Raw genomic sequence first — 23,534 nt, 5'->3', positions numbered from 1 at the left:
TTATTGTTAAAGAATAATATTTTTCTCCTGCATTTCTAAAACCACATCCGAAGCACTTTTAAAAGTAGGAGCTTGTTCCACAATACTGCCTACTCTTTTTTTGTTCAATTTGAAGGTCAAGTCATTTTCGGTAGTAAACAATAATGCCGTCAAAAAAGGATTATTCATATACGAAGACAATACAAAGAAGGCTTCTTCTAAGGTATGAAAACTTTCTACTTCCTCAGTTTTGTAACGCGCAATAAGCGAAATACGCACTTGATCATCCACTAAAACGGGACGCATATAAATGTTTTTTAATTCGGTATCGCCAATGGTTTTTGCCAAGGTTAATTTAGCAAAAGTATAATTCGACATACTTTCTTTTACACTTTCCCAAAAATGGGCAAATTCGGTTTGAAAAGACATTTGTTTCCTTTAAAATTTGAATTATTTTCCGCTAAAATTAGCTTTTCTTTTTTCTAAAAAGGCAGTCGTCCCCTCTTTGAAATCGGCAGTGCCAAACAATCTACCAAAAGCATTAATTTCTGCTTCATAACCATTTTTTGTTTTGTCAAAACTAGCGTTTACTGCTTGAATGGCCTGCGTAATTGCAACAGGTGCATTCTTGCTAATTTTTTGCGCCAAGCCTTGGCAAAATTCAATTAGTTCGGGTTGAGGTACTACGTGGTTGACTAAGCCGTATTCTTTAGCTTCGGCAGCGGTTATCATAGTAGCGGTTAAAATCATTTCCATGGCACGACCTTTCCCTACTAATTGAGGTAAACGTTGTGTGCCGCCATAACCTGGAATCAATCCCAGAGTCACTTCAGGCAATCCCATTTTGGCATTATCAGAGGCTACTCTAAAATGACAAGCCATTGCTAATTCCAATCCGCCTCCTAAGGCAAATCCGTTAACAGCGGCAATGACTGGTTTTTTTAAGTTTTCAATGTGATCAAATACCTTTTGATGTCCGTCAGCAGCGAGTTGCGTTCCTTCATGAGTAGAGAAATTGGCAAATTCAGCAATATCAGCACCTGCTACAAACGCTTTTTCACCGCTTCCGGTCAAGATAATCACCTGAACGGCTTCGTTCTTTTCTAAATCAGTAAAAGCGGCGTGCAATTCGGCAAGAGTTTCTTTGTTTAATGCATTCAATTTTGCTGGACGATTCAAAGTGACCAACGCTATTTTATTTTCTATAGCAATCAAAAGATTTTCGTAGTTCATCTGGGTATATTTTAAGAATTTAAAATAGGCAAACTCACGGTGAAAGAGGTGCCTTGACCATATTGTGTTTCAAATGTAATGCTTCCTTTGTAATTTTCGATAATATTTTTGATGATACTTAAACCCAATCCCATTCCGCTATTTTTGGTGGTGAATTTAGGTTCGAAAATTCGGGTTTTATCTTTTTCTTTAATGCCAATTCCGTTGTCTTTCACGGTGATTACAACCATTTTTGTGATTTTTTCAACCCGCACCACAATGGATTTGGTTTCTTGTTGGTCTGGAATAGCTTGAATGGCATTTTTAACCAAATTCGTAATGATTCGAATGAGTTGTGTGCGGTCAATTTTAGCAATAATTTCCTCTGATTCTTTTTCGAAAACCAAATACTCTTCGTTGAAAATATCCAAAGCCAATTCCACCACTTCTACCACATTCAGCGTTTCGTTTTGTTGGGCCGGCATCGAAGCAAAGTTCGAAAATGCGGAGGCTACTGCGCTCATCGTGTCAATTTGTTGAATTAAAGTTTCAGAGTAGTCCTTCATCTTTTGTTTGATTTCGGGATCGTTGGGTTCAAATTTTCGTTGAAAACTCTGCACAGTCAAACGCATTGGCGTTAGTGGATTTTTAATCTCGTGGGCGACTTGTTTTGCCATTTCGCGCCAAGCTTCTTCACGTTCGCTTTGAGCTAATTTAACAGCACTAATTTCCAATTCGTCCACCATCGCATTATAGGATTTAATCAATAGATTGATTTCTTTACTGCTGGCTTCCACGCCAATTTTTTCGTTTTTCTGATTCAAACTGGTTTCACTCAATTTGTCAGAAATCGTTTTTAGCGATTTGGTAATATAAGTAGAAAGAAAATAAGCCAAGCCAAAAGCGACTAACAGCATGAACGAATACACCTGCCCCAAACGAATCAAAAACCCGTTCAACTCTTTATCATAAAAACTGTCGTCCTCGACATAGGGTAGATTTAAGATCCCCAGCGGTTTGAACTTGTCGTCTTTGATTTGACTATACGAAGATCGGTTTTTCACGCCGTCAATAGTTTTTATATCAACGAAACGTTTCTCTATGGAGGAACGCACTAATTTTAAAATGTACTTAGGGATAGGCGGCGCCACTTTATCTACTGAAAAAGACTCTTTGGAGGATTTCAATAGTTTCCCGTCTAGGCTGTAAATATTGATTTCGATGGCATGAATTTGTGCCAATTCGTGAATTTTATCCTTAAAAATCAAAGGCAAATTACGCGTTGTCAACGGATAGGTTGTTGTCGAAAGCACATAATTGATGTGTTCTTTGACTTCGTTTTCCTTACGTTCCAAACGCTCTTGATGGTATTCTCTCGCTTCGTTTTTAAACTGAATAATCGAAATAGAAGCCAAAATAATAGAAGCCATAATAATCAATACAATCATCGACAGGAAAATCCTAGTTCGAAGAGAAAGCATTGTTATTTTAAAGCTTTTAGCCATATTGAGTGATTACTGATTAGTAAAAAGTGAATAGTGACGAGCTAATCACTATTTACTAATTACTTTTTTTCTCTTATTCGTTTGTAAAATTTGAATCCAAGCATAATAATAATTGAAAACAAAAAGATGCCAATTACGCCAAAAATCCAATTCACGGCATTTTTTAAAATGACTAAAAACACGACTGCAAACAAAATTATAGTAGCTCCTTCATTCCAAATTCGCATGAAATTCCCGGTGTGTTTTACTTCATTATTTTGCAGTTGTTTGAAAATTTGGTGGCATTTCAAATGGTACAAATACAACAAAAATACAAACCCTAATTTGACCTGCATCCACGGCATTTGAAGCCAAGCATTGCCCATTTCGGTAAAAAACAACATCCAAAAAGCAAAAAAACTAGCCAAAATTGCCGAAGGCCAAGTGATAATATACCACAAACGGTAACTCATAATTTTCAATTGTTCTTGCAAAATTTCTTTTTCGGGAGACAGTTTTTCCGAGGCTTCAATTTGGTACACAAAAAGGCGCACGATATAAAACAATCCCGCAAACCAAGTGATGACAAAAATAAGATGCAGTGATTTTAGGTAGTTGTAGTATTCCATAATTATTAATTGTTAACCGCAGATTCGCAGATTCTTTTTGAAATCTGCGAATCTGCGGTAAATAACACTAATTCATTTTTATTTTTTTGCTTCAAATTCTTTTATCCAATCTGCTACAACTTGACACCATTCGTCTTCATCGTTCATACAAGGGATAGCCATAAATTCTTCACCCCCGTGGTGTAAAAATTGTTCGTTGGCTTCCATCGCAATTTCTTCCAATGTTTCTAAACAATCAGCAACAAATGCTGGAGTTACCACCGCTAATTTTTTAATTCCTTTTTCTGGCATTTTGTTAATTTCCACATCAGTATAAGGCGTTAACCATTTGTCACCTGCTAAACGAGATTGGAAGGTTTGGCTGTATTTTCCTTCTGGAATGCCCAGTAATTTTACTACTTGTTTTGTAGTTTCATAACATTGGTGACGGTAACAAAATTCGTGAGCTGGCGAAGGCGTATTACAACACGAACCATCAATCGTGCAATGTGATTTGGTAACATCGGTTTTACGAATATGACGTTTCGGAATTCCGTGATACGAAAACAATAAATGATCGTATTCAAAACCTTCTAAATGTTTTTTGATAGAATTGGATAAGGCTTCAATATATCCTGGTTTGTTGTAGAAAGCAGGAACATTAGTAAATTTCATGTTCGGGAAATGCTTGGCGCGAAGCTCCTCTGCCAATACCAAAATTGTAGTAGTAGAAGCCATGGCGTGTTGCGGATATAAAGGAAAAAGCATCACCTCTGTTACGCCTTTGTCGTGTAATTCTTGTAATCCCTTTAAAATAGTCATTGTGCCATATCGCATCGATAATGCTACAGGAATGTCTACCAAAGTTTTTACTTTTTCATGCATTTTTTTAGAAAGCACAATCAAAGGGGAACCTTCGCTTGTCCAAATTCTTGCATACGCTTCCGCCGATTTTTTTGGTCTTGTTTGCAAAATAATCCCTCTAACTAATAAGGCACGCAATAAAAACGGAACGTCAATTACATATTTATCCATTAAAAATTCATCTAAATACGGCTTTACGTCTTTAGCGGTTGGACTTTCTGGCGAACCTAAATTGACTAATAATACTCCTTTCATTTTTTATTTTTTATACGTTGGTGTTAATTGACATTAAATATTTTTTGGGCGTGGTGGCAAATTTTTTCTTGAAAGCCGCAATAAAATGACTTCCGGTGCTGTAGCCAATTTTTAATCCTACTTCGTTGACATTATAGGAGCCGCTATCGAGTAATTTTCTAGCGTAGTCCATTTTGTAATCAAAAAGGAAGCCATAGACCGTGTCGCCATAAATTTGTTTGAAACCCATTTTTAATTTTTTCAAATTGAGTCCCACTTGGTCGGCTAATTCTTGTAAGCCAGGTGGTTCGGCCATATTGGCAATGATAATTTCTTTGGCTTTTTTGATTTTAAAAACGTTGTCTTCGTCAATTAAAAACGGACATTGTTCGGCATTAGGGTCTTCGCTTTTATTGAAATACAGACTCAATAATTCGTAGCCTTTTCCTTTGTAATACAAATTTTTAATGGAAGGATGCAAGCTATAATGAAACAACTGACTTAATACAATTGCCATCGACGGACTGATATTTCCTTCGTTATAATACTTTTTATCTTTATTATCGGGACTTAAAAATGTGATATAATTGGCTTCGGTAGAAAATAACGCGTGAAATTTTTTGATGGAAATAATTACCGAAATCACCCAAGAATTAGGTGCCAATTCTAAATTCAACGGTAATTCTTTTTGTGGATTGTACAGCAGCAGTGATTTTTCTTCCTTTAATTCCAAAGCATAATTCCCTTGATTGAAAATGAATTTAGCATTCCCTTTAATTCCAAAATGAAACTGAATCAGCCCACTGCCCACTTCGCGTTGTGCGTGAAAAGGATCGGCGCTATCATTTTGAAAGCGAATTAGCGTAAAGTCGTCTTCGATGGTTATAACTTCTTGTGAACCCATAGCGATATTTTTTTAGCAACTAAAAAGGATTAAAATCCAAGAGTAGGATTTAAAATCGTTTCAAAACCGAATTTAAACAGACTTGATTTTAGTACAAAAATAGATTTTTTTACTATAAAAGTACGAATTCAATTCAAAAAATCATTCAGCGACACAATTAGCCCTTGTAGCGTTATTTTTATCAAACCCTTAATGATATTTTTGTTCCACTTTTTAGAAAAGTATACTTTATGGAGAACCATCATACATCAAAACCTCATTCTTTTTATGCCGTTGGCTTAAGCTATAAAAAAGCTGATGCGGAGATAAGAGGAAAATTTAGTTTGGATGCGGTTGCAAAAATGCGCCTGCTGGAGCAAGCAAAAACAGAAGGAATTGAAAGTTTGATTGTGACTTCTACTTGCAACAGAACTGAAATTTATGGTTTTGCAGAACACCCTTTTCAACTGATTAAATTGATTTGTGAAAACAGTCAAGGGTCGGTTGAAGCCTTTCAAAAATATGGTTTTGTTTACAAAAATAAAGAAGCGGTAGGTCACCTTTTTAGAGTGGGAACCGGTTTAGATAGTCAAATTTTAGGCGACTTTGAGATTATTTCTCAAATTAAAACGAGCTTTTTTCAAGCCAAATCCGTGGATTTAGTGAACGCTTTTCAAGAGCGTTTAGTGAATGCGGTAATCCAAGCCAGTAAAAAAATCAAAACGGATACCGAGATTTCATCGGGAGCGACTTCGGTTTCTTTTGCTTCGGTGCAGTACATTTTGAATAATGTGGATGATATTGGCAACAAAAATATTTTGCTTTTTGGCACAGGAAAAATCGGAAGAAATACCTGCGAGAATTTAGTGAAACATTCGAAACACGAACAAATTACTTTAATCAATCGTACCAAAGACAAAGCTGAAAAATTGGCACAAAAATTAGATGTGGTAGTTAAAGATTATGCTGATTTGCAATTGGAAATTCAGAAAGCGGATGTATTGGTAGTGGCTACTGGCGCTCAGAACCCAACGGTGGACAAAACGATTTTGAATTTGAAAAAACCGTTGTTGATTTTGGATTTATCCATCCCTAAAAATGTGAATGAAAATGTAGAAGATGTTGAAGGAGTTACTTTGATTCACATGGATTATTTATCACAAATCACGGATGAAACGCTAGAAAACAGAAAGAAACATATCCCAGCTGCTGAGGCCATTATTGAAGAAATCAAAGACGAATTTTTGACTTGGTCCAAAGGCAGAAAATTTGCTCCAACGATTCACGCTCTAAAAGAAAAATTACATTCGATAAAAGACGGAGAGTTGAATTTTCAACGTAAAAAATTATCCGATTTTAACGAAGAACAAGCCGAAATCATTAGCAATAGAATCATTCAAAAAATCACAAATCATTTTGCGAATCATCTTAAAGACGAAGAAACGATGGTGGATGAAAGTATTGAGTGGATTGAGAAAGTGTTTAATATTGGCACAACACAAAAGAATGAGTAAAACGATACGCATAGGAACCCGTGATAGCGAATTGGCTCTTTGGCAAGCGCATACCGTTCAGAAAAAACTGAATGATTTGGGCTATACCACCGAAATTGTGGCGGTAAAATCGCAAGGGGATATTATTCTTGACAAACCTTTATACGAACTAGGAATCACTGGGATTTTTACCAAAACTTTGGATATTGCGATGATTAATGGTCAGGTGGATATTGCGGTGCATTCCATGAAAGATGTGCCAACGGCTTTACCACAAGGGATTGTACAAGCCGCTGTTTTGGAACGCGCCAATACTCTTGATATTTTGGTTCACAAAGGCAACTTGGATTTCCTAACTACAACAGGAACTATTGCAACCGGAAGTTTGCGTCGTCAAGCACAATGGTGGCACAAATATCCGAGTCATCAAGTAGTTGATTTGCGTGGCAATGTAAATACCCGCATGCAAAAATTAGCTGAAAGCGATTGGAACGGAGCTGTTTTTGCCGCCGCTGGTTTGGAACGAATCAATCTTAAACCAGAAAATTATATCAATTTAGATTGGATGATTCCTGCTCCCGCACAAGGCGCAATGTTAGTTGTGGCAATGGCGAATGACGAATTTACCAAAGACGCTGTGAGTCAGTTGAACGATATTGAAACAGAAATTTGCACCTATATTGAACGCCAATTTTTAAAGACTTTAGAGGGCGGATGTACCGCACCAATTGGAGCTTTGGCACAATACGACGAAGAAAAAGACACCATCGAATTTAAAGGGGTATTGTTTTCAGTTGATGGAAAACAAAAAATCGAAATTGAAAAATCAGTGGATATATCCGAATGGAAAAAATTAGGTTTCCATTCTGCTCAAGAAATTTTGAATAACGGAGGTGCCGAATTGATGACAAAAATCAAAGCAACTTTAAAAAAATAATGGCAAATCCAACGCGTATTTTATCGACGAAAGTGCTTTTGAGTCATCAAAAACAAGTCTTGATGGATGTTGGTTTGGATGTTTTGGAGTCCAATTTCATTCAAGTGGAAACCAAAAATTTTGATTTAAAAGGAATTAAAGACAATTTGATTTTTACGAGTCAGAATGCGGTGCGAAGTTTTTTAACTCACCCCCAATTTGAGGAATTAAAATCGGAACTTCAGCAGAAAAAAGTATTTTGCGTAGGCGTAAAAAGTAAAACAATTTTGACCGATGCGGGTTTTGAAGTAGTAGCCTACACAGATTATGCTTCGGACTTAGCCGAGATCATCAGTTTGATTTATGCTAATGGAAGCTATACTTTTTTCAGCGGCAATTTGAGAAAAGAAACTTTGCCTTTAGCACTAAAAGACGCCGGAATTGAGTTCAACGAAATTGAAGTATACGAAACGAAATTGAACCCACACAAGATAACGACTACGGTAGATGCGATTTTATTTTTTAGTCCGTCAGGAGTAGCAAGTTATTTGAAAGAGAATACAATCAAAAAAGAATTATGCTTTTGCATTGGCGAAACTACCGCTGAGGCTTTGGAAAACAAACACATAAAAAACATCGTAATTGCCGAATATCCTTCGGTTGAAAATGTAATTACAGAAGTTAAAGAATATTATTATAATTAAACTTAGTGCCTTTGCGCCTTTGTGGCAAAACAAATAAAAATGATTAAAAACGACCTTTTTTTAAGAGCTTTAAATAATGAAAAAGTAGAACGTCCGCCCGTTTGGATGATGCGTCAAGCAGGAAGATACTTGCCAGAATTTAGAGCGTTACGTGACAAATACGATTTCTTTACGCGTTGCGAAACCCCTGAATTAGCGGCTGAAATTACCGTACAACCTATTCGTATTGTGCAACCAGATGCTGCCATTTTGTTTTCTGATATTTTGGTGGTGCCACGTGCCATGGGTATTCACGTAGAATTAAAAGACAATTTAGGTCCGATAATTCCCAATCCGATTCGTACGATGGAGCAAGTGAATCAAGTATTTGTTCCAGATGTAAACGAAACATTGGGATACGTTTTTGATGCCATCAAGTTGACCAAAGAAATGTTGAACGATGAGGTGCCATTGATTGGTTTCGCTGGTTCTCCTTGGACGATTTTTTGTTATGCGGTGGAAGGAAAAGGTTCTAAAAGTTTTGACACAGCAAAAGGATTTTGTTTTTCAAACCCAGTAGCAGCGCATACGTTGTTGCAAAAAATTACCGATACCACTATTTTATATTTGAAAGAAAAAGTGAAAGCAGGTTGTAATGCCATTCAGATTTTTGATTCTTGGGGAGGCATGTTGTCTCCAGTAGATTATCAAGAGTTTTCTTGGCAATACATCAACCAAATTGTAGAAGCACTTGCGGAAGATACCAAAGTAATTGTTTTCGGAAAAGGGTGTTGGTTTGCTTTAGGCGAAATGGCCAAATCAAAAGCATCAGCTTTAGGTGTAGATTGGACCTGTTCGCCAAGAAATGCCCGTTATTTAACAGGTGGCAATATTACCTTACAAGGAAATTTTGACCCAAGTCGTTTGTTGTCTCCAATACCAACCATCAAAAAAATGGTGCATGAAATGATTGACGAATTTGGCAAGGACAATTACATTGTTAACTTAGGTCACGGTATTTTACCCAATATTCCCGTAGAGCATGCGAAAGCGTTTGTGGAAGCGGTGAAGGAGTACGGTCAGTAATCAGAAACTACCTACAAGGTTTCCAAAACCTTGTAGGTTTTAAAAAATAATATAACTACCTACAAGGTCTCAAAGACCTTGCAGGAAAAGAGAAAAATGAAAAACAAATTCTATACCTACATACAAAACCTGCAAGATCAAATCTGTCAAGGATTAGAGAAGATAGATGGCGTTGCCAAATTTCGTGAAGATCTTTGGGACAGACCCGAAGGCGGTGGTGGAAGAACGCGTGTGATAGAAAACGGTAACGTTTTTGAAAAAGGAGGCGTTAATATTTCAGCCGTTCACGGAAAATTACCGGATTCGATGCAAAAATTATTCAACGTAGGCGAAGCTGATTTCTTTGCCTGCGGATTGAGTTTGGTCATTCATCCTAAGAGTCCAATGGTGCCAACGGTGCATGCCAATTGGCGTTATTTCGAAATGTACGATGACAACGGAAAGGTAATCAATAGTTGGTTTGGCGGAGGCCAAGATTTAACACCTTATTATTTGTTTGAAGAAGATGCCATTCATTTTCACCAAACCTGTAAAACAGCTTGTGACAAACACAATTCTGATTTTTATCCGAAATACAAAAAACAATGTGATGCGTATTTTTGGAACGCACATAGAAACGAAGCCAGAGGATTGGGAGGTTTGTTTTTCGATTATTTAAAAGCAACCGAAGAACAATCGATGGAAGATTGGTACAACTTTGTTACTGAAGTTGGGAATTCTTTCCTTGAAGCGTATTTGCCCATCGTAGAAAAAAGAAAAGACGTAGCCTATACATCAGAGCAACGCACTTGGCAAGAAATTCGCCGTGGTCGTTATGTCGAATTTAATTTGGTTCACGACAAAGGCACTTTATTTGGATTAAAAACCAATGGCCGAATAGAAAGTATTTTAATGAGTTTACCACCACACGTTCAATGGCATTATGACCATCATCCTGTGGCTGGAAGCGAAGAAGAAAAATTAATTAAAGTGTTAGAAAAACCAGTTGAATGGATAGCCCCCTAACCCCCGAAGGGGGAAACACCAAATAAACTGATGTTTTGTCTATAAATAAAATTATGAATTAACTTAAAACCTATTGACCCCTAATAGGAATTCCCCCTTTGGGGGTTAGGGGGCCGATTATGTTTCCATTACACAGAGGTAGAAGATTACGTGTGAACGAAAGCATTCGTTCTTTAGTTCGTGAAACGACATTAAGTCCAGCCGATTTTATGTTTCCGATGTTTATTGCAGAAGGAGAAAATGTACAAGTCGAAATTCCATCGATGCCAGGAATTTTTCGTCGTTCGATTGATTTAACCGTAAAAGAAGTTCAAGAATTATTCGATTTAGGGATTCGTGCTGTGAATATCTACGTAAAAGTAAGCGAAGATTTAAAAGACAACATAGGCAAAGAAGCGTGGAATCCAAACGGATTGATGCAACAAGCTATTCGTGCCATCAAAGCAGCTTGTCCTGAGATGATTGTGATGCCTGATGTGGCATTGGATCCGTATTCTGTTTATGGTCACGACGGAATCATTGAAAATGGTGATGTAGCCAATGATGCAACCAACGATGCTTTGGTAAAAATGGCGGTTTCGCATGCACAAGCGGGAGCCGATTTTGTTGCACCAAGCGATATGATGGACGGACGCGTATTGCGTTTGCGCCAAGGGTTAGATGCAGCAGGATTTGAAAATGTGGGAATTATGAGTTATTCGGCCAAGTATGCTTCGGCGTTTTATGGTCCGTTTCGAGATGCCTTAGACAGTGCGCCAAGAGAATCGGATGTAGTAGTGCCAAAAGATAAAAAAACCTATCAAATGGATTATGCTAATCGTATTGAGGCCATCAAAGAAGTCCTTTGGGATGTAGAAGAAGGTGCTGATATGGTCATGGTAAAACCAGGAATAGCCTATTTGGATATCGTTCGCGAAGTAAAAAATGCCGTGAATGTTCCCGTAACGGTTTTCCATGTGTCGGGCGAATATGCGATGATTAAGGCTGCAGCCGAAAGAGGTTGGCTCGACAACGACAAAATTATGATGGAACAATTGATGTGCATCAAACGTGCCGGAGCCAGTTTGATTTCGACTTATTTTGCGAAAGAAGCAGCGATATTATTGAAGAAATAATAGCCAAAGCTTCCAGCCTTCAAAAGGCTGGAAGCTTTGAAAACAACAAAAACCATTCGACTACTCGGGTGGTTTTTTATTTTGAACCAAAATCGATTATCTTTATCCAATGGAAACAGTGAATATCAAAACACCTTTAGGAATGGCCACCATTAAAGGCGACGAAAACGGCATTGCAATAATTTCGATTGCTGATGAAGGAGAAATTTCTAAGGTAATTCCGTCTGTTTTACAAGAAGCGGTGGCGCAACTCCAAGACTATTTTGATGGGCAAAGAACACATTTTGATTTAACATTGAATCCTGCTGGAACTGAATTCCAACAAAAAGTATGGAAAGGATTATGCGAAATTCCTTTTGGCAAAACCATGAGTTATTTGGAATTAGCGAAACAACTTGGCGATGTAAAAGCGATTCGTGCGGTAGCCTCGGCCAATGGTAAAAATCCGTTATGGATTGTAGTGCCTTGCCATCGAGTAATTGGCACGGATGGTTCGCTTACCGGTTATGCTGGAGGTTTGTGGCGCAAAAAGTGGTTGCTCGAACACGAAAACCCAAGTACGCAACAAAGTCTTTTTGAATGAGACAGATTAGATTTATAGATTTTTAGAAATTTAGATAGATTTTAATCTTAAAATACTGGCAGTTTAGTATATTTATTTTCTGATAATCTAGTTATCCATAAATCTAATCATCTAAAAATCTAATTAGTCTAACTATCTAACCCATATATCCCATGATCGAAAAAATTAACCTCAACCACATTCTCTTTTTAGATATCGAGACCGTTCCAGAAGAAGAATATTTCCATTCGCTTGACGACGAAATGAAAGCGCTTTGGGAAAACAAAACCCAGTACCAACGCAAGGACGATTTTAGCCCCGAGGAGTTTTATGACCGTGCTGGAATTTGGGCAGAATTTGGTAAAATTGTTTGTGTTTCGGTGGGATATTTTGTAATTAAAGGCGATGTGCGTAATTTTAGAGTGACTTCTTTTTTTGGCGACGAAAAGAAAATTTTACGCGATTTTAATAATTTGTTGAACAATCATTTCAATCAAGCCCAACATATTTTGTGTGGACACAATGCTAAGGAATTTGATATTCCGTTTCTAGCGCGCCGTATGATTATCAACCAAATTCCTATTCCGAACAAGCTGAATTTATTTGGCAAAAAACCATGGGAAATTCCGCATTTAGATACTTTAGAATTGTGGAAATTTGGCGATTACAAGCATTTCACTTCGTTGAAATTGATGTGTAAAGTATTGGGAATTCCTTCTTCAAAAGGCGATATCGACGGCAGTCAGGTGGGGCATGTTTATTATGTAGAAAAAGACATCGACCGCATTGTGACCTATTGCGAAAAAGACACGATTGCCGTAGCACAGATTTTCCTTCGCTTGCGACGCGAAGATTTGTTGATTGATGACGAAATTATTCATGTTTAATCGAAACACAAATTCCACAGATTCCACCAATTGAGTTAGTGATAATTTGTGTAATCCGTGTTATTTTTTTTAAATCTGTTGGGTTTAAATCTATATTTTTACAAAAAATATAAATTATGGTATTAAGTAGATTTTGGTTGGTTATTTTTATTTCCTCCATTGCTTTTGTAGTTTTTAGTTTATTTTCGGGTGACAATTATACTATTGATCATTTGTTAAATGGGAAGAAAGACGATCCTATTTTGGTTGCTGAAAAGTATTTGGAACAAGTTCCTGCTTTTGTCAAAGACAGCATTACTAAAGCACCTGATCAAACGATGGTAATCAATGCAGATACTACTTATGTGTACGCGAACAAAACAGTTAAAATCTATAGTGGAGTCCAAAAATCGGATGGTTTATTAGCCACTTGCAAAAGCACTTTGGTCGATTTGATTTTACCTCTTATTGCTTATTTGGCTTTCTTTTGTGGTTTGATGGAGTTATTAATTATATCGGGAGCGTCTGGTAAATTAGCTCAAATTTTGAGTCCCGTATTTGTAAAAGTTTTTCCTTCTGTTCCAGAAAATCACCCTTCTATTTCGTACATGACCTTAAACTTTGCTGCTAATTTCCTTGGATTGGATTCGGCAGCCACTCCGTTTGGTTTAAAAGCAATGGAAAGTTTGCAAGAACTCAATCCAGAAAAAGATAAAGCTAGTGATGCCCAAATCATGTTCATGTGTTTGCATGCTTCAGGACTAACCTTGATCGCCACTTCAATAATTGGATATCGTGCGGCAGCTAACGCTAGCAATCCTGCCGACGTGATGTTACCTTGTATTATCACTTCGTTTATTGGAACAATTGCCGCCTTTTTAATTGTTGGAATTAAGCAAAAAATCAATTTTAAAAGCGCTTCTTTAGTAGTGTCGTTAATGGTTTTAATTGCAGCTATTGTGGGTTTATTGATGTATGTAAATTCATTGGATTTAATTGGTAAAAACTATTTTACAAGTAACCTTTCTGCTTTAATATTAGTTGCTATAATAGTTTTCACATTGATATTCTCATTCGTTAAAGAGAAAAAATTCACAGAAGCAAAAACAACAGTTTTCGAATCCTTTGTGGTTGGAGCTAATAACGGAATCAAAACGGGAGTCGTTATTTTTCCTTATGTTTTGGCTATGTTGGTAGCTATTTCGTTATTCAGAAATAGTGGTTTGTTTGAAATCATCAGCAACGGAATTTCTTTTGTGTTTTCGAATATTGGCGTAAGCAAAGAAATCACAGACGCTTTACCGGTAGCTATGTTACGACCTTTTAGTTCTGCTGGATCTAGAGGATTTTTAATTGATTCCATGAATACTTTTGGCGCCGATTCGTTAACGGGAAGATTAAGCAGTATTTTTCAATGTAGTGCCGAAAGTACGTTTTATGTAATTGCGGTATATTTTGGTTCTATCAACATTAAAAACACACGCTATGCCCTTAGTACTATGCTTTTGGTAGATTTAATTTGTGTCATTACAGCGATTTTGGTAGCGAGTTGGTTTTTTTAAATAGGATACCTACAAGGTTTTTAAAACCTTGTAGGTATCAACAAAGCAACACCTACAAGGTCAAAAAGACCTTGCAGGAGAACCCCCCCATTTTCTTACAAGGCCAAAAAAAGACCTTTCATCATGAACTATTGAATTATCCTGCAAGGTTTTCAAAACCTTGTAGGTATGAAAAAAAGAAAAGATCCAATGAAATTAGAAGTTTTAGAAAAAGACAAGTTCTATCACATTTATAATCGTGGTATAAATGGAGAAATTATCTTTGCTTCTGGTGAAAACAAACGTTATTTTTTAAAACTCTATTTAAAATATTTAGAAAACAAAGCGGATACTTTTGCCTATTGTTTAATGGATAATCATTTTCATTTTGTAATACGTGTTCTTAAAGAAGAAGAAATCACCCAAGCCTTGTCTAATTTATTCAATGCTTATGCTAAAGCATTCAACAAACAATCTGACAGAACAGGAAGTTTATTCGAAAAGCATTTCAGAAGAATACAAATTGAAAGTCAAACGTACTTGACCAATTTAATTCAATATGTTCATCTCAATCCGCAACATCACTTAGATATTGATTACAAATTTTTTTTGTTTTCATCGTATCAATCAATAATTTCAGACAAACCCACTAAATTAGTAAGAGATGAAGTTCTCACTTGCTTCGGAGGAGTTGAAAATTTCATTTATTGTCACGATTTCAAACGTGAAATAGTCTCGGAAAAATTTACTTTTGAGTAGAAGATTATAAACCTACAAGGTTTTGGAAACCTTGCAGGTTATTCGTAACTTTACTTTTCTAAAAATTCATTACATGGACTTTATATATCAAGATCCGTATCCAATTTTAAAAGACGATACGCAGTACAAAAAAATTAGTTCTGACTTTGTACAAGTCGAACAACTGGGCGATAGAAAAATTCTAACCATTGATCCAAAAGGATTGGAATTGCTAGCGCAAGAAGCTATGAATGATGTTTCGTTTATGTTGCGAACAACACATTTGCAAAAATTAAACAACATTTTGAACGACCCCGAAGCAACAGATAACGATCGTTTTGTGGCCTATAATTTATTGCAAAATGCAGCCGTAGCCATAGAAGGTCAGTTGCCATCCTGTCAAGACACCGGAACGGCAATTGTTATGGCCAAAAAAGGTGAAAATGTATATACTGGTGTCGATGATGCTGAGTGGTTGTCAAAAGGAATTTTTAATACCTATCAAAAGAAGAATTTGCGTTATTCGCAGATTGTTCCAATTTCGATGTTTGAAGAAAAAAATTCAGGTTCTAATTTACCAGCACAAATCGATATTTATGCTAAAAAAGGCGGTTCGTATGAGTTTTTGTTTTTAGCAAAAGGCGGCGGTTCAGCCAACAAAACGTTTTTGTACCAACAAACCAAATCCTTGTTGAACGAAAAATCGATGGAGGCTTTTGTTCGTCAAAAAATCAAAGACTTAGGAACTTCGGCTTGTCCGCCTTACCATTTGGCTTTAGTTATTGGAGGTACTTCTGCCGAAGCGAATATGGCTGCAGTTAAAAAAGCCTCAGCAGGCTATTTCGACAATTTACCTACCTCAGGAAATATGGCAGGTCAGGCTTTCCGTGATTTAGAATGGGAGCAAAAAGTGTTGGAATTTTGTCAAGAAAGTCACATTGGAGCGCAATTTGGTGGAAAATATTTTGCTCATGATGTGCGTGTGATTCGTTTACCACGTCACGCCGCTTCTTGTCCTGTTGGTTTGGGAGTTTCGTGCTCGGCAGACAGAAATATCAAAGGAAAAATTACCAAAGACGGGATTTTTCTAGAGCAATTGGAAACCAATCCAAAACAATTTTTACCAGCTACGCCACCACATTTGGAAGCACCCGTTGAGGTGGATTTGAACCGACCAATGGCAGATATTTTAGCCGAGTTGTCGCAATACCCAATCAAAACCCGTTTGAAATTAAACGGAACTTTGATCGTGGCACGTGATATCGCTCACGCCAAAATCGCAGCATTATTGGATGCGGGTAAACCAATGCCCGACTATTTTAAAAACCACCCAATTTATTATGCAGGACCCGCTAAAACTCCGGAGGGAATGCCATCAGGAAGTTTTGGGCCTACCACTGCAGGCCGTATGGATGTGTATGTAGAAGAGTTCCAAAAAGCAGGGGGAAGTATGATTATGTTGGCCAAAGGAAACCGTACCAAACAAGTGACGGATGCTTGTAAAACCTACGGCGGATTCTATTTAGGGTCTATTGGTGGACCAGCCGCTATCTTGGCACAAGATAACATCTTGAAAGTAGAAGTAGTGGACTTTGAAGAATTAGGCATGGAAGCCGTGCGTAAAATTACAGTGAAAGATTTCCCAGCCTTCATTATTACCGATGATAAAGGGAATGACTTCTTTGAGAATTTGTAATGTAATAAGACCTAACCTGCAAGGTTTCCAAAACCTTGTAGGTTTAAAATACAAAACCTGCAAAGCATAATTGTCTTGCAGGTTTTTTATTTTTTGGGCGTTGGCCGGGCTGTACGCTTTATCTTTTGTTTCAGTCATTGCGAGGAGGCACGACGCGGCAATCTAAAACAAAAGGATGCCGCTTCTATCCCTAACGCGGTCTATCTTGAAGGAGAGGGTTTCTTATAAAACCCTCAGAAGGATAGTAGCTATTTTTTATACTCCTCTTTTTTATAGGTTTTTATAGAATCGAGTTGTCTCATTTCATTGTAAAAATACCAATCTCCTATATAATACCAATGGTCTTCTTTCTCATTGTGGTCTATTTGGGTATGCCCTTTTTTCATACTATAGTTTTTGGTTGATTAGTTTTCATTGTGTCAATATGTAGCAATATAAAATTAATTTCCTGATTTTAAAGTAGATTTTCTTTTGATTTCTACACATGGAATTAGCTAAAGACCATATCGTCCCTAAGGGACTTCTGACTCATATGGAGCGTTGTGTTACCAATATACAATCCCTACGGGATTAATCAATAGAATTTGAAAAGGAGTGAAGGTTTCTAACTATCCTTTCCATTTTTCTCCCTATGTGAATAGTGAAACGTCTATCTATTCTTAATTTTTTATTATCAAGTCTATGTTTCTATGTGGTTAAATACTATTCCATCTCTAGAGATTAAAACAATCTAATTTTGAAATTTAATTTTGCTTTTTGAAATTGATTTTTGCAATTGCAGCGAGTATATTAGTCAATTTTCATTTCAGGAATTTCTCCCTCAATGATTAAGTTGGCTTCGGTTGCAGCAATAATATGTTCGACGCTTACACCTGGTGCGCGTTCTAGTAGTTGAAACCCTTTTGGAGTGACTTCCATCACTGCCAATTCAGTTACGACTTTCTTGACGCAACCTACACCCGTAAGCGGTAGGGTACATTTTTTAAGAATCTTACTTTCGCCGGCTTTGTTGACATGCATCATAGCTACGATTATATTTTCGGCAGAGGCCACTAAATCCATTGCGCCGCCCATTCCTTTGACCATTTTTCCGGGGATTTTCCAGTTGGCAATATCCCCGTTTTCGGCCACTTCCATAGCACCTAAAATAGTTAAATCGACGTGTTGCCCACGAATCATCCCAAAACTCAATGCCGAATCAAAAAAACTGGCTCCAGGAAGTGCCGTAATGGTTTGTTTACCCGCGTTGATTAAGTCGGCATCTTCTTCACCTTCAAAAGGGAAAGGTCCCATGCCTGACACGCCATTTTCCGATTGAAATTCAACTGAAATATCATTGCGTACATAATTTGCCACCAAGGTCGGAATCCCAATTCCTAGGTTGACATAGTAGCCGTCTTTGACTTCTTGTGCGATTCTTTTTGCGATTTGATTTTTGTCTAATGCCATTTCATTTTCAAATTTTCAAATTGAATAATTTTCAAATTATTTTTTTCTAGTAGTTCTTTGTTCAATTCGTTTCTCAAAAAATTTACCTTGAAAAATGCGTTGCACGAATATGCCTGGAATGTGAATTTGATTAGGGTCCAAAGTACCCGCTTCGACTAATTCTTCGACTTCGGCGATGGTGATTTTTGCGGCACCTGCCATACACGGATTAAAATTACGTGCCGTTCCTTTGAAAATAAGATTGCCCGCCGTGTCGCCTTTCCAAGCTTTTACAATAGAAAAATCGGCTTGAAAGGCATGTTCTAAAACGTGCATTTTTCCATTGAATTCTCGTGTTTCTTTTCCTTGTGCTACTTCGGTACCATAACCTGCGGGAGTGAAAAAAGCGGCTATTCCGGTTTGTGCTGCGCGGCAACGTTCGGCCAGTGTCCCTTGCGGAATGAGTTCTACTTCTAATTCGCCTGAAAGCATTTGACGTTCAAATTCGGCGTTTTCTCCCACATAGGAAGAAATCATTTTTTTGATTTGTTTGTGCTGTAACAATAAACCTAGGCCAAAGTCATCAACTCCTGCGTTATTGGAAATACAAGTGAGATTTTTGGTTTGTTTTTGGACTAATTCAGCTATAGCATTTTCGGGAATGCCGCACAAACCAAAGCCACCCAACATAAGGGTCATATTGTCTTCAATACCTTGAAGGGCTTCTTGTACGGAGGATACTTTTTTGTTAATCATGTTTTTTGGTATTTAGTCATGAAATGAAAACAGTATTAAATTTCGTCTATTCCAACTGAAAACAAAAACCCTAGCCCTGACAGCAACGGCATCCTTTAAGGCTGGTGTTCAGCCTTAAAGATACAGTGAATGGCGGGAAATAGCTCCTAGAGAATGCTTTATTCCTCGCAATTTATTTTATAATTCGAATTCTTCGGTACTTTGTTCGGTGTCCGTACTATCTTTTACTACTGCGGCCGGCCTAGAATAACAATCTACTTTTATAGAAAGATTAGCGGGTCTGTCAAAATCTTCTTTGGATACGTTGAGCGTTTCGTCTTCGTAACATTTTTTCATAAAATAACCCCAAACAGGTAAGGCGGCAGTAGCTCCTTGACCATAAGTAAGGCTTCTGAAACGAGCTGAACGGTCTTCGCAACCTACCCAAACTCCAGTAACTAAATTAGGTACCATTCCCATAAACCAACCATCGGATTGATTTTGAGTGGTTCCTGTTTTACCAGCAATTGGGTTTTTAAACATGTACGGATAGCCTGTCCAACGGTTGTCTCCGTTTCCGCCACCTTCGGTGCGTAAACGTTCTCCAGAACCGCCTTCGGTTACACCTTCTAATAATTTAATTACTGCAAATGCAATGTCTTTGTTCAATACATCGTGTGATTCTGGAACGGGTTCGTAAAGAACTACACCACTTTTATCTTCAATTTTTCTTAAAAATTGCGGTTTTACGTATACTCCTTGATTAGCGAACGTGCTATAAGCCGCCACCATATCTTGTACGGTAATTTCTACTGCTCCAAGTGCAATTGATGGTTGCGCCGGAATTTCAGAAGTTACTCCTAATTTATGCGTTAATTCGACAACGGCTTCAGGACCTGTTTTGTCAATTAATTTGGCTGAAACGGTATTAATGGAGTTGGCTAAAGCTCTTTTTAAAGTGACCATTCCGCGGTATTTGTTGTCCGAGTTTCGTGGTTCCCAATCTTCGGTTACATTGTGTTCTCCTTTACGAATCATAAAAGGGCCATCCAAAATCGAATCGCAAGGCGACATGCCTAATTGTTCGATAGCTGTAGCGTAAACAAATGGTTTGAAAGTGGAACCTACTTGTCTTGCTCCTTGACCTACGTGATCGTATTGGAAGTATTTGTAATTGATGCCACCTACCCAAGCTTTAATATTACCCGTTTGAGGTTCCATTGCCATTAAGCCAGATTGAAGGAAGTGTTTGTAATAACGAATGGAATCCAAGGGCGTCATAATGGTATCTCTTTCTCCTTTCCAAGTGAAGACTTTCATCTTGGTTTTTTGTTTGAACGAAGCAATGATTTCTTCTTCGCTTTTTTCCATCGATTCCATGATGTTCCAACGGGAAGAAGCTTTCATGGCTTTTTTCATGATACGATCGGTTTCGGCTTGAGAAATATTGACAAATGGAGCGTTTTTATTCTCCTTGGCTTGGTCGAAGAATTCTTCTTGCAAGTTAGCCATGTGGGCTTCTACAGCTTCTTCAGCATACAATTGCATACGGGAATCGATAGTCGTGTAAATGCGTAAACCGTCTTTGTAAATATTGTAATCAGATCCGTCTGGTTTTTTATTTTCTTCTACCCATTTTTTCATGTATTCTCTCAAATATTCTCTGAAATAAGTAGCTGTTCCGTCTTTGTGGCTTTCTAATTTGAAGTTTAATTTGATAGGTAAACTTTGAAGTTTTAGTTTTTGAGCTTCGGTAATAATCTCAGCTTTTTCCATTTGCTTCAAAACCACATTGCGTCGGTTAGTTACCCCTTCAATATTTTTAACTGGGTTATATAAGCCAGAATTTTTAAACATTCCTACTAATACTGCTGATTCAGTAATGGTTAAATTTTTAGGTTCTTTTGAAAAATAGGTTTTAGCTGCCGAGTTAACCCCTACAGAGTTGTTTCCAAAATCATACACATTGCAATACATCGCGATGATTTCGTTCTTGGTGTATTGTCTTTCCAAACGAATGGCAATAATCCATTCTTTTGCTTTTTGAATAATACGGAAAGGTAAAAATTTTGAACCTTCTCCGTGGAATAATTGCTTGGCTAATTGTTGGGTTAGCGTACTGGCTCCACCACTGGTTCCAAAGCTTAAGATAGCTCTTAATGTTCCTCTGCCATCAATTCCTGAATGTTCGTAGAAACGCGCGTCTTCGGTAGCGACAAGTGCTTGTACTAAGTTTTTAGGCAAGTCGGAATACTTTAATTGGGAACGGTTTTTTTCAAAATATTTTCCAATCACTACTCCGTCAGCAGAGATAATTTCTGTTGCTAAATTTGAGTCGGGATTTTCTAAATCTTCAAAAGAAGGCATGGAACCCAAAAGCCCCCAAGAAGCAAATAAGAAAAACAAGGCGATGCCTCCCATACCATAAAAGAAATACTTCCAAAATAATTTAGAGTAATATTGAATATCCTTTTCTGAGTCTGGTACTTGATTTTTTTTTCGATTAATAATAGCCATAATACAATTCTATTCTTTATTTTCTATTCTAAAACCTACGTCTGTAATTCCTTCTAGCTGTTCTACCCCAGGTACTTTACCTGTTTCACGAACCGCTTGTTTGATGTATACTTTGTATTTTCCTCTGAATTTTACATTTTCTTTGTAAAATAATTTACTCTCTTTGATGTCCGTAAATCCTTCCCCAAGTAAGGTTCCGTCAGGTTTTGCCATTTGGTATTCTAAAGTATCTACTTTGGTAAAACCGTTAGGTAATTCTAACGCCACAATCAAAAACAAATTGTTGAACGGATAATTGTCATTGCTTCTCAAATTGACAAATAAATCATACCGTTTAGTCGAATCCAATTCGGGTAATTGAAAAGTGACCGTGCTGTCCTTGTGCCAAGCACTACCCACAGAATGGTACTCGTCAAACACTCTTTTTTTATCACAAGAAAAAAAGAGAATTCCCATTAAAAGAAAAATAAGACTATTTTTTATCCTCATTTTTAGTAATAATTATCGGTTTTCTTGGCTCTCCGCTTTTTTGGTTTGGATTCGGACGCTTGTTATTGTTAGGTCTGTTGTTATTTCCTGAAGGCTTGTTGTTGTTTGGGTTAGCAGGTCTGTTGTTTCCTGCGTTGCCCTCCACAGCTTGTCTCGGTTTTTTGTTCGGTCTTTTCTTTTTCTTGGGTTGGTCAAAACGAGTTAAACTCTCTTGTCCCATCGCATTGTTAAAGTTCTTTTCTTGTTCGTCAACGGTTTCAATTGCAAAATCTTCTAAAGAAGAAACCTTGTTTTTTAATTTGTTTTCAGCAACAATTTCTTTAACCTGTTCGATATTTAATACATGCCAGTTGGCAAAATTATTAGTGTAAGCAAACCACATTAAACCCTTGAAAATATCTTGTTTTTGGCAAATAGCGTCTCCTTTTTCAGTCACTAATTTGGTGTCAAAATCAGGAAAATCTTTCAAGGCATCCATGTAGGTGTCTAACTCATAGTTCAAACAACATTTCAATTTACCACATTGACCCGCTAATTTTTGCGGATTCAAAGACAATTGTTGGTAACGTGCCGCCGAGGTATTTACACTTCTAAAATCGGTCAACCAAGTAGAACAACACAACTCTCTCCCGCAAGAGCCAATTCCGCCTAAACGAGAGGCTTCTTGACGAAAACCCACTTGTTTCATCTCGATTCGGGTGCTGAATTCTTTAGCAAAATCTTTAATTAACTGACGGAAATCGACTCTGTCATTGGCAGTATAGTAAAAAGTAGCTTTAGAACCGTCTCCTTGGAATTCAATATCAGAAATTTTCATTTCTAATTTTTGATCGATAGCCAGTTCACGTGCGCGCACTTTCATAGGCTCTTCACGATCCCTTGCTGCTGACCAAATGTCAATGTCTTTTTGAGAGGCTTTTCGGTATATTTTTGCAATTTCGGCACTTTCAGGATTGACTCCTTTTTTCTTCATTTGCACTCGAACTAATTCGCCCGTTAAAGTAACAATTCCGATGTCATGACCGGGTGAAGCTACCGTAGCCACAATGTCACCAATGCTTAAGGTTAGTTTCTCGGTATTGCGGTAAAATTCTTTTCTTCCATTTTTAAAACGGACTTCCACGCAGTCAAAAGGAGCTTCGCCATTGGGCGCACTCATGTTAGAAAGCCAGTCAAAAACCGTTAATTTGTTGCAGCTATCGGTGCCACAAGTCCCATTATTTTTACAACCCTTTGGTGCACCACCATCAGCAGTTGAACAACTTGTACATGCCATAATTTTATATGTAGTGTTGCAATGAATGCAACTTAAGTTCTTAAAACGAATAAGGTGTAAAGATAGTATTTTTTAGTTTTAAGTTGATGGCCTTTTTGTTAAAGAAAAAATCCCATTTCAGTTA

The 23,534-nt window shown here is 37.4% G+C and carries 23 protein-coding genes; 11 read left to right on the top strand and 12 right to left on the bottom strand.

What is annotated here, in order from left to right:
- Positions 1–6: 6 nt before the first annotated feature.
- From Q0L65_RS08055 to Q0L65_RS08030, 6 genes are all read right to left on the bottom strand, one after another.
- Positions 7–408, bottom strand: a complete 402-nt coding sequence (locus Q0L65_RS08055; protein WP_296685104.1) for a hypothetical protein — start codon at positions 406–408, stop codon at positions 7–9.
- 21 nt (positions 409–429) lie between these two features.
- Complete coding sequence (locus Q0L65_RS08050) at positions 430–1,212, bottom strand: enoyl-CoA hydratase-related protein (RefSeq protein WP_296685102.1); 783 nt, start codon at positions 1,210–1,212, stop codon at positions 430–432.
- A gap of 11 nt (positions 1,213–1,223) precedes the next feature.
- Positions 1,224–2,639, bottom strand: coding sequence for an ATP-binding protein (locus Q0L65_RS08045; RefSeq protein ID WP_296685214.1), 1,416 nt, complete (start codon positions 2,637–2,639; stop codon positions 1,224–1,226).
- A gap of 116 nt (positions 2,640–2,755) precedes the next feature.
- A complete protein-coding gene (locus tag Q0L65_RS08040) occupies positions 2,756–3,304 on the bottom strand; it encodes a CopD family protein (RefSeq protein ID WP_296685100.1) in 549 nt (182 codons plus the stop codon).
- 78 nt (positions 3,305–3,382) lie between these two features.
- The gene (gene hemH, locus Q0L65_RS08035; protein ID WP_296685098.1) at positions 3,383–4,402 is read right to left on the bottom strand and encodes a ferrochelatase; all 1,020 of its coding nucleotides are present in this window, start codon (positions 4,400–4,402) and stop codon (positions 3,383–3,385) included.
- A gap of 10 nt (positions 4,403–4,412) precedes the next feature.
- A complete protein-coding gene (locus Q0L65_RS08030) occupies positions 4,413–5,285 on the bottom strand; it encodes an AraC family transcriptional regulator (protein ID WP_296685096.1) in 873 nt (290 codons plus the stop codon).
- Between the two features lie 230 nt (positions 5,286–5,515).
- Between Q0L65_RS08030 and hemA the strand changes: the two genes are divergently transcribed.
- From hemA to Q0L65_RS07975, 11 genes are all read left to right on the top strand, one after another.
- A complete protein-coding gene (gene hemA / locus Q0L65_RS08025; protein ID WP_296685094.1) occupies positions 5,516–6,778 on the top strand; it encodes a glutamyl-tRNA reductase in 1,263 nt (420 codons plus the stop codon).
- Positions 6,771–7,694, top strand: a complete 924-nt coding sequence (gene hemC, locus Q0L65_RS08020) for a hydroxymethylbilane synthase (RefSeq protein ID WP_296685091.1) — start codon at positions 6,771–6,773, stop codon at positions 7,692–7,694. The genes hemA and hemC overlap by 8 nt, the downstream gene beginning before the upstream one ends.
- Positions 7,694–8,377: a uroporphyrinogen-III synthase gene (locus Q0L65_RS08015; RefSeq protein ID WP_296685089.1), complete on the top strand. Its 684-nt coding sequence runs from the start codon at positions 7,694–7,696 to the stop codon at positions 8,375–8,377. Before hemC ends, Q0L65_RS08015 begins: the two co-directional genes overlap by 1 nt.
- Positions 8,378–8,416: 39 nt before the next feature.
- Positions 8,417–9,442, top strand: coding sequence for a uroporphyrinogen decarboxylase (gene hemE / locus Q0L65_RS08010; protein WP_296685087.1), 1,026 nt, complete (start codon positions 8,417–8,419; stop codon positions 9,440–9,442).
- Between the two features lie 96 nt (positions 9,443–9,538).
- Positions 9,539–10,447 (top strand): oxygen-dependent coproporphyrinogen oxidase, encoded by a 909-nt coding sequence (gene hemF, locus Q0L65_RS08005; RefSeq protein ID WP_296685085.1) that lies wholly within the window; start codon positions 9,539–9,541, stop codon positions 10,445–10,447.
- Between the two features lie 119 nt (positions 10,448–10,566).
- Complete coding sequence (gene hemB / locus Q0L65_RS08000) at positions 10,567–11,562, top strand: porphobilinogen synthase (RefSeq protein WP_296685083.1); 996 nt, start codon at positions 10,567–10,569, stop codon at positions 11,560–11,562.
- Positions 11,563–11,671: 109 nt separating this feature from the next.
- Positions 11,672–12,145 (top strand): methylated-DNA--[protein]-cysteine S-methyltransferase, encoded by a 474-nt coding sequence (locus tag Q0L65_RS07995; RefSeq protein ID WP_296685081.1) that lies wholly within the window; start codon positions 11,672–11,674, stop codon positions 12,143–12,145.
- Positions 12,146–12,297: 152 nt separating this feature from the next.
- Entirely contained in the window at positions 12,298–13,011 is a 714-nt protein-coding gene (locus Q0L65_RS07990; RefSeq protein ID WP_296685080.1) for a 3'-5' exonuclease, read from the top strand.
- Between the two features lie 116 nt (positions 13,012–13,127).
- Positions 13,128–14,552 carry a nucleoside recognition domain-containing protein gene (locus tag Q0L65_RS07985; RefSeq protein ID WP_296685078.1) on the top strand — a complete coding sequence of 475 codons (1,425 nt, stop codon included), beginning with the start codon at positions 13,128–13,130 and terminating at the stop codon, positions 14,550–14,552.
- 168 nt (positions 14,553–14,720) lie between these two features.
- Positions 14,721–15,290, top strand: coding sequence for a transposase (locus tag Q0L65_RS07980; RefSeq protein ID WP_296685076.1), 570 nt, complete (start codon positions 14,721–14,723; stop codon positions 15,288–15,290).
- A 73-nt stretch (positions 15,291–15,363) separates the two neighbouring features.
- Positions 15,364–16,965, top strand: a complete 1,602-nt coding sequence (locus tag Q0L65_RS07975; protein ID WP_296685074.1) for a fumarate hydratase — start codon at positions 15,364–15,366, stop codon at positions 16,963–16,965.
- Between the two features lie 248 nt (positions 16,966–17,213).
- Here Q0L65_RS07975 and Q0L65_RS07970 read toward each other — a convergent pair whose 3' ends face one another.
- The 6 genes from Q0L65_RS07970 to ricT all read right to left on the bottom strand — a co-directional run bounded on the left by Q0L65_RS07970 (position 17,214) and on the right by ricT (position 23,410).
- A complete protein-coding gene (locus tag Q0L65_RS07970) occupies positions 17,214–17,351 on the bottom strand; it encodes a hypothetical protein (RefSeq protein ID WP_296685073.1) in 138 nt (45 codons plus the stop codon).
- Between the two features lie 403 nt (positions 17,352–17,754).
- The gene (locus tag Q0L65_RS07965) at positions 17,755–18,414 is read right to left on the bottom strand and encodes a CoA transferase subunit B (RefSeq protein ID WP_296685070.1); all 660 of its coding nucleotides are present in this window, start codon (positions 18,412–18,414) and stop codon (positions 17,755–17,757) included.
- A 36-nt stretch (positions 18,415–18,450) separates the two neighbouring features.
- Positions 18,451–19,149 carry a CoA transferase subunit A gene (locus tag Q0L65_RS07960; RefSeq protein WP_296685069.1) on the bottom strand — a complete coding sequence of 233 codons (699 nt, stop codon included), beginning with the start codon at positions 19,147–19,149 and terminating at the stop codon, positions 18,451–18,453.
- Positions 19,150–19,326: 177 nt separating this feature from the next.
- A complete protein-coding gene (locus tag Q0L65_RS07955) occupies positions 19,327–21,636 on the bottom strand; it encodes a transglycosylase domain-containing protein (RefSeq protein WP_296685212.1) in 2,310 nt (769 codons plus the stop codon).
- Positions 21,637–21,654: 18 nt separating this feature from the next.
- A complete protein-coding gene (locus Q0L65_RS07950; RefSeq protein WP_296685067.1) occupies positions 21,655–22,134 on the bottom strand; it encodes a gliding motility lipoprotein GldH in 480 nt (159 codons plus the stop codon).
- The gene (gene ricT, locus Q0L65_RS07945; protein WP_296685065.1) at positions 22,118–23,410 is read right to left on the bottom strand and encodes a regulatory iron-sulfur-containing complex subunit RicT; all 1,293 of its coding nucleotides are present in this window, start codon (positions 23,408–23,410) and stop codon (positions 22,118–22,120) included. Before ricT ends, Q0L65_RS07950 begins: the two co-directional genes overlap by 17 nt.
- Positions 23,411–23,534: the final 124 nt, after the last annotated feature.

The organism is Flavobacterium sp., assembly GCF_024642105.1.
GTDB lineage: Bacteria > Bacteroidota > Bacteroidia > Flavobacteriales > Flavobacteriaceae > Flavobacterium.
This window is presented reverse-complemented; position numbering and strand designations above follow the sequence as displayed.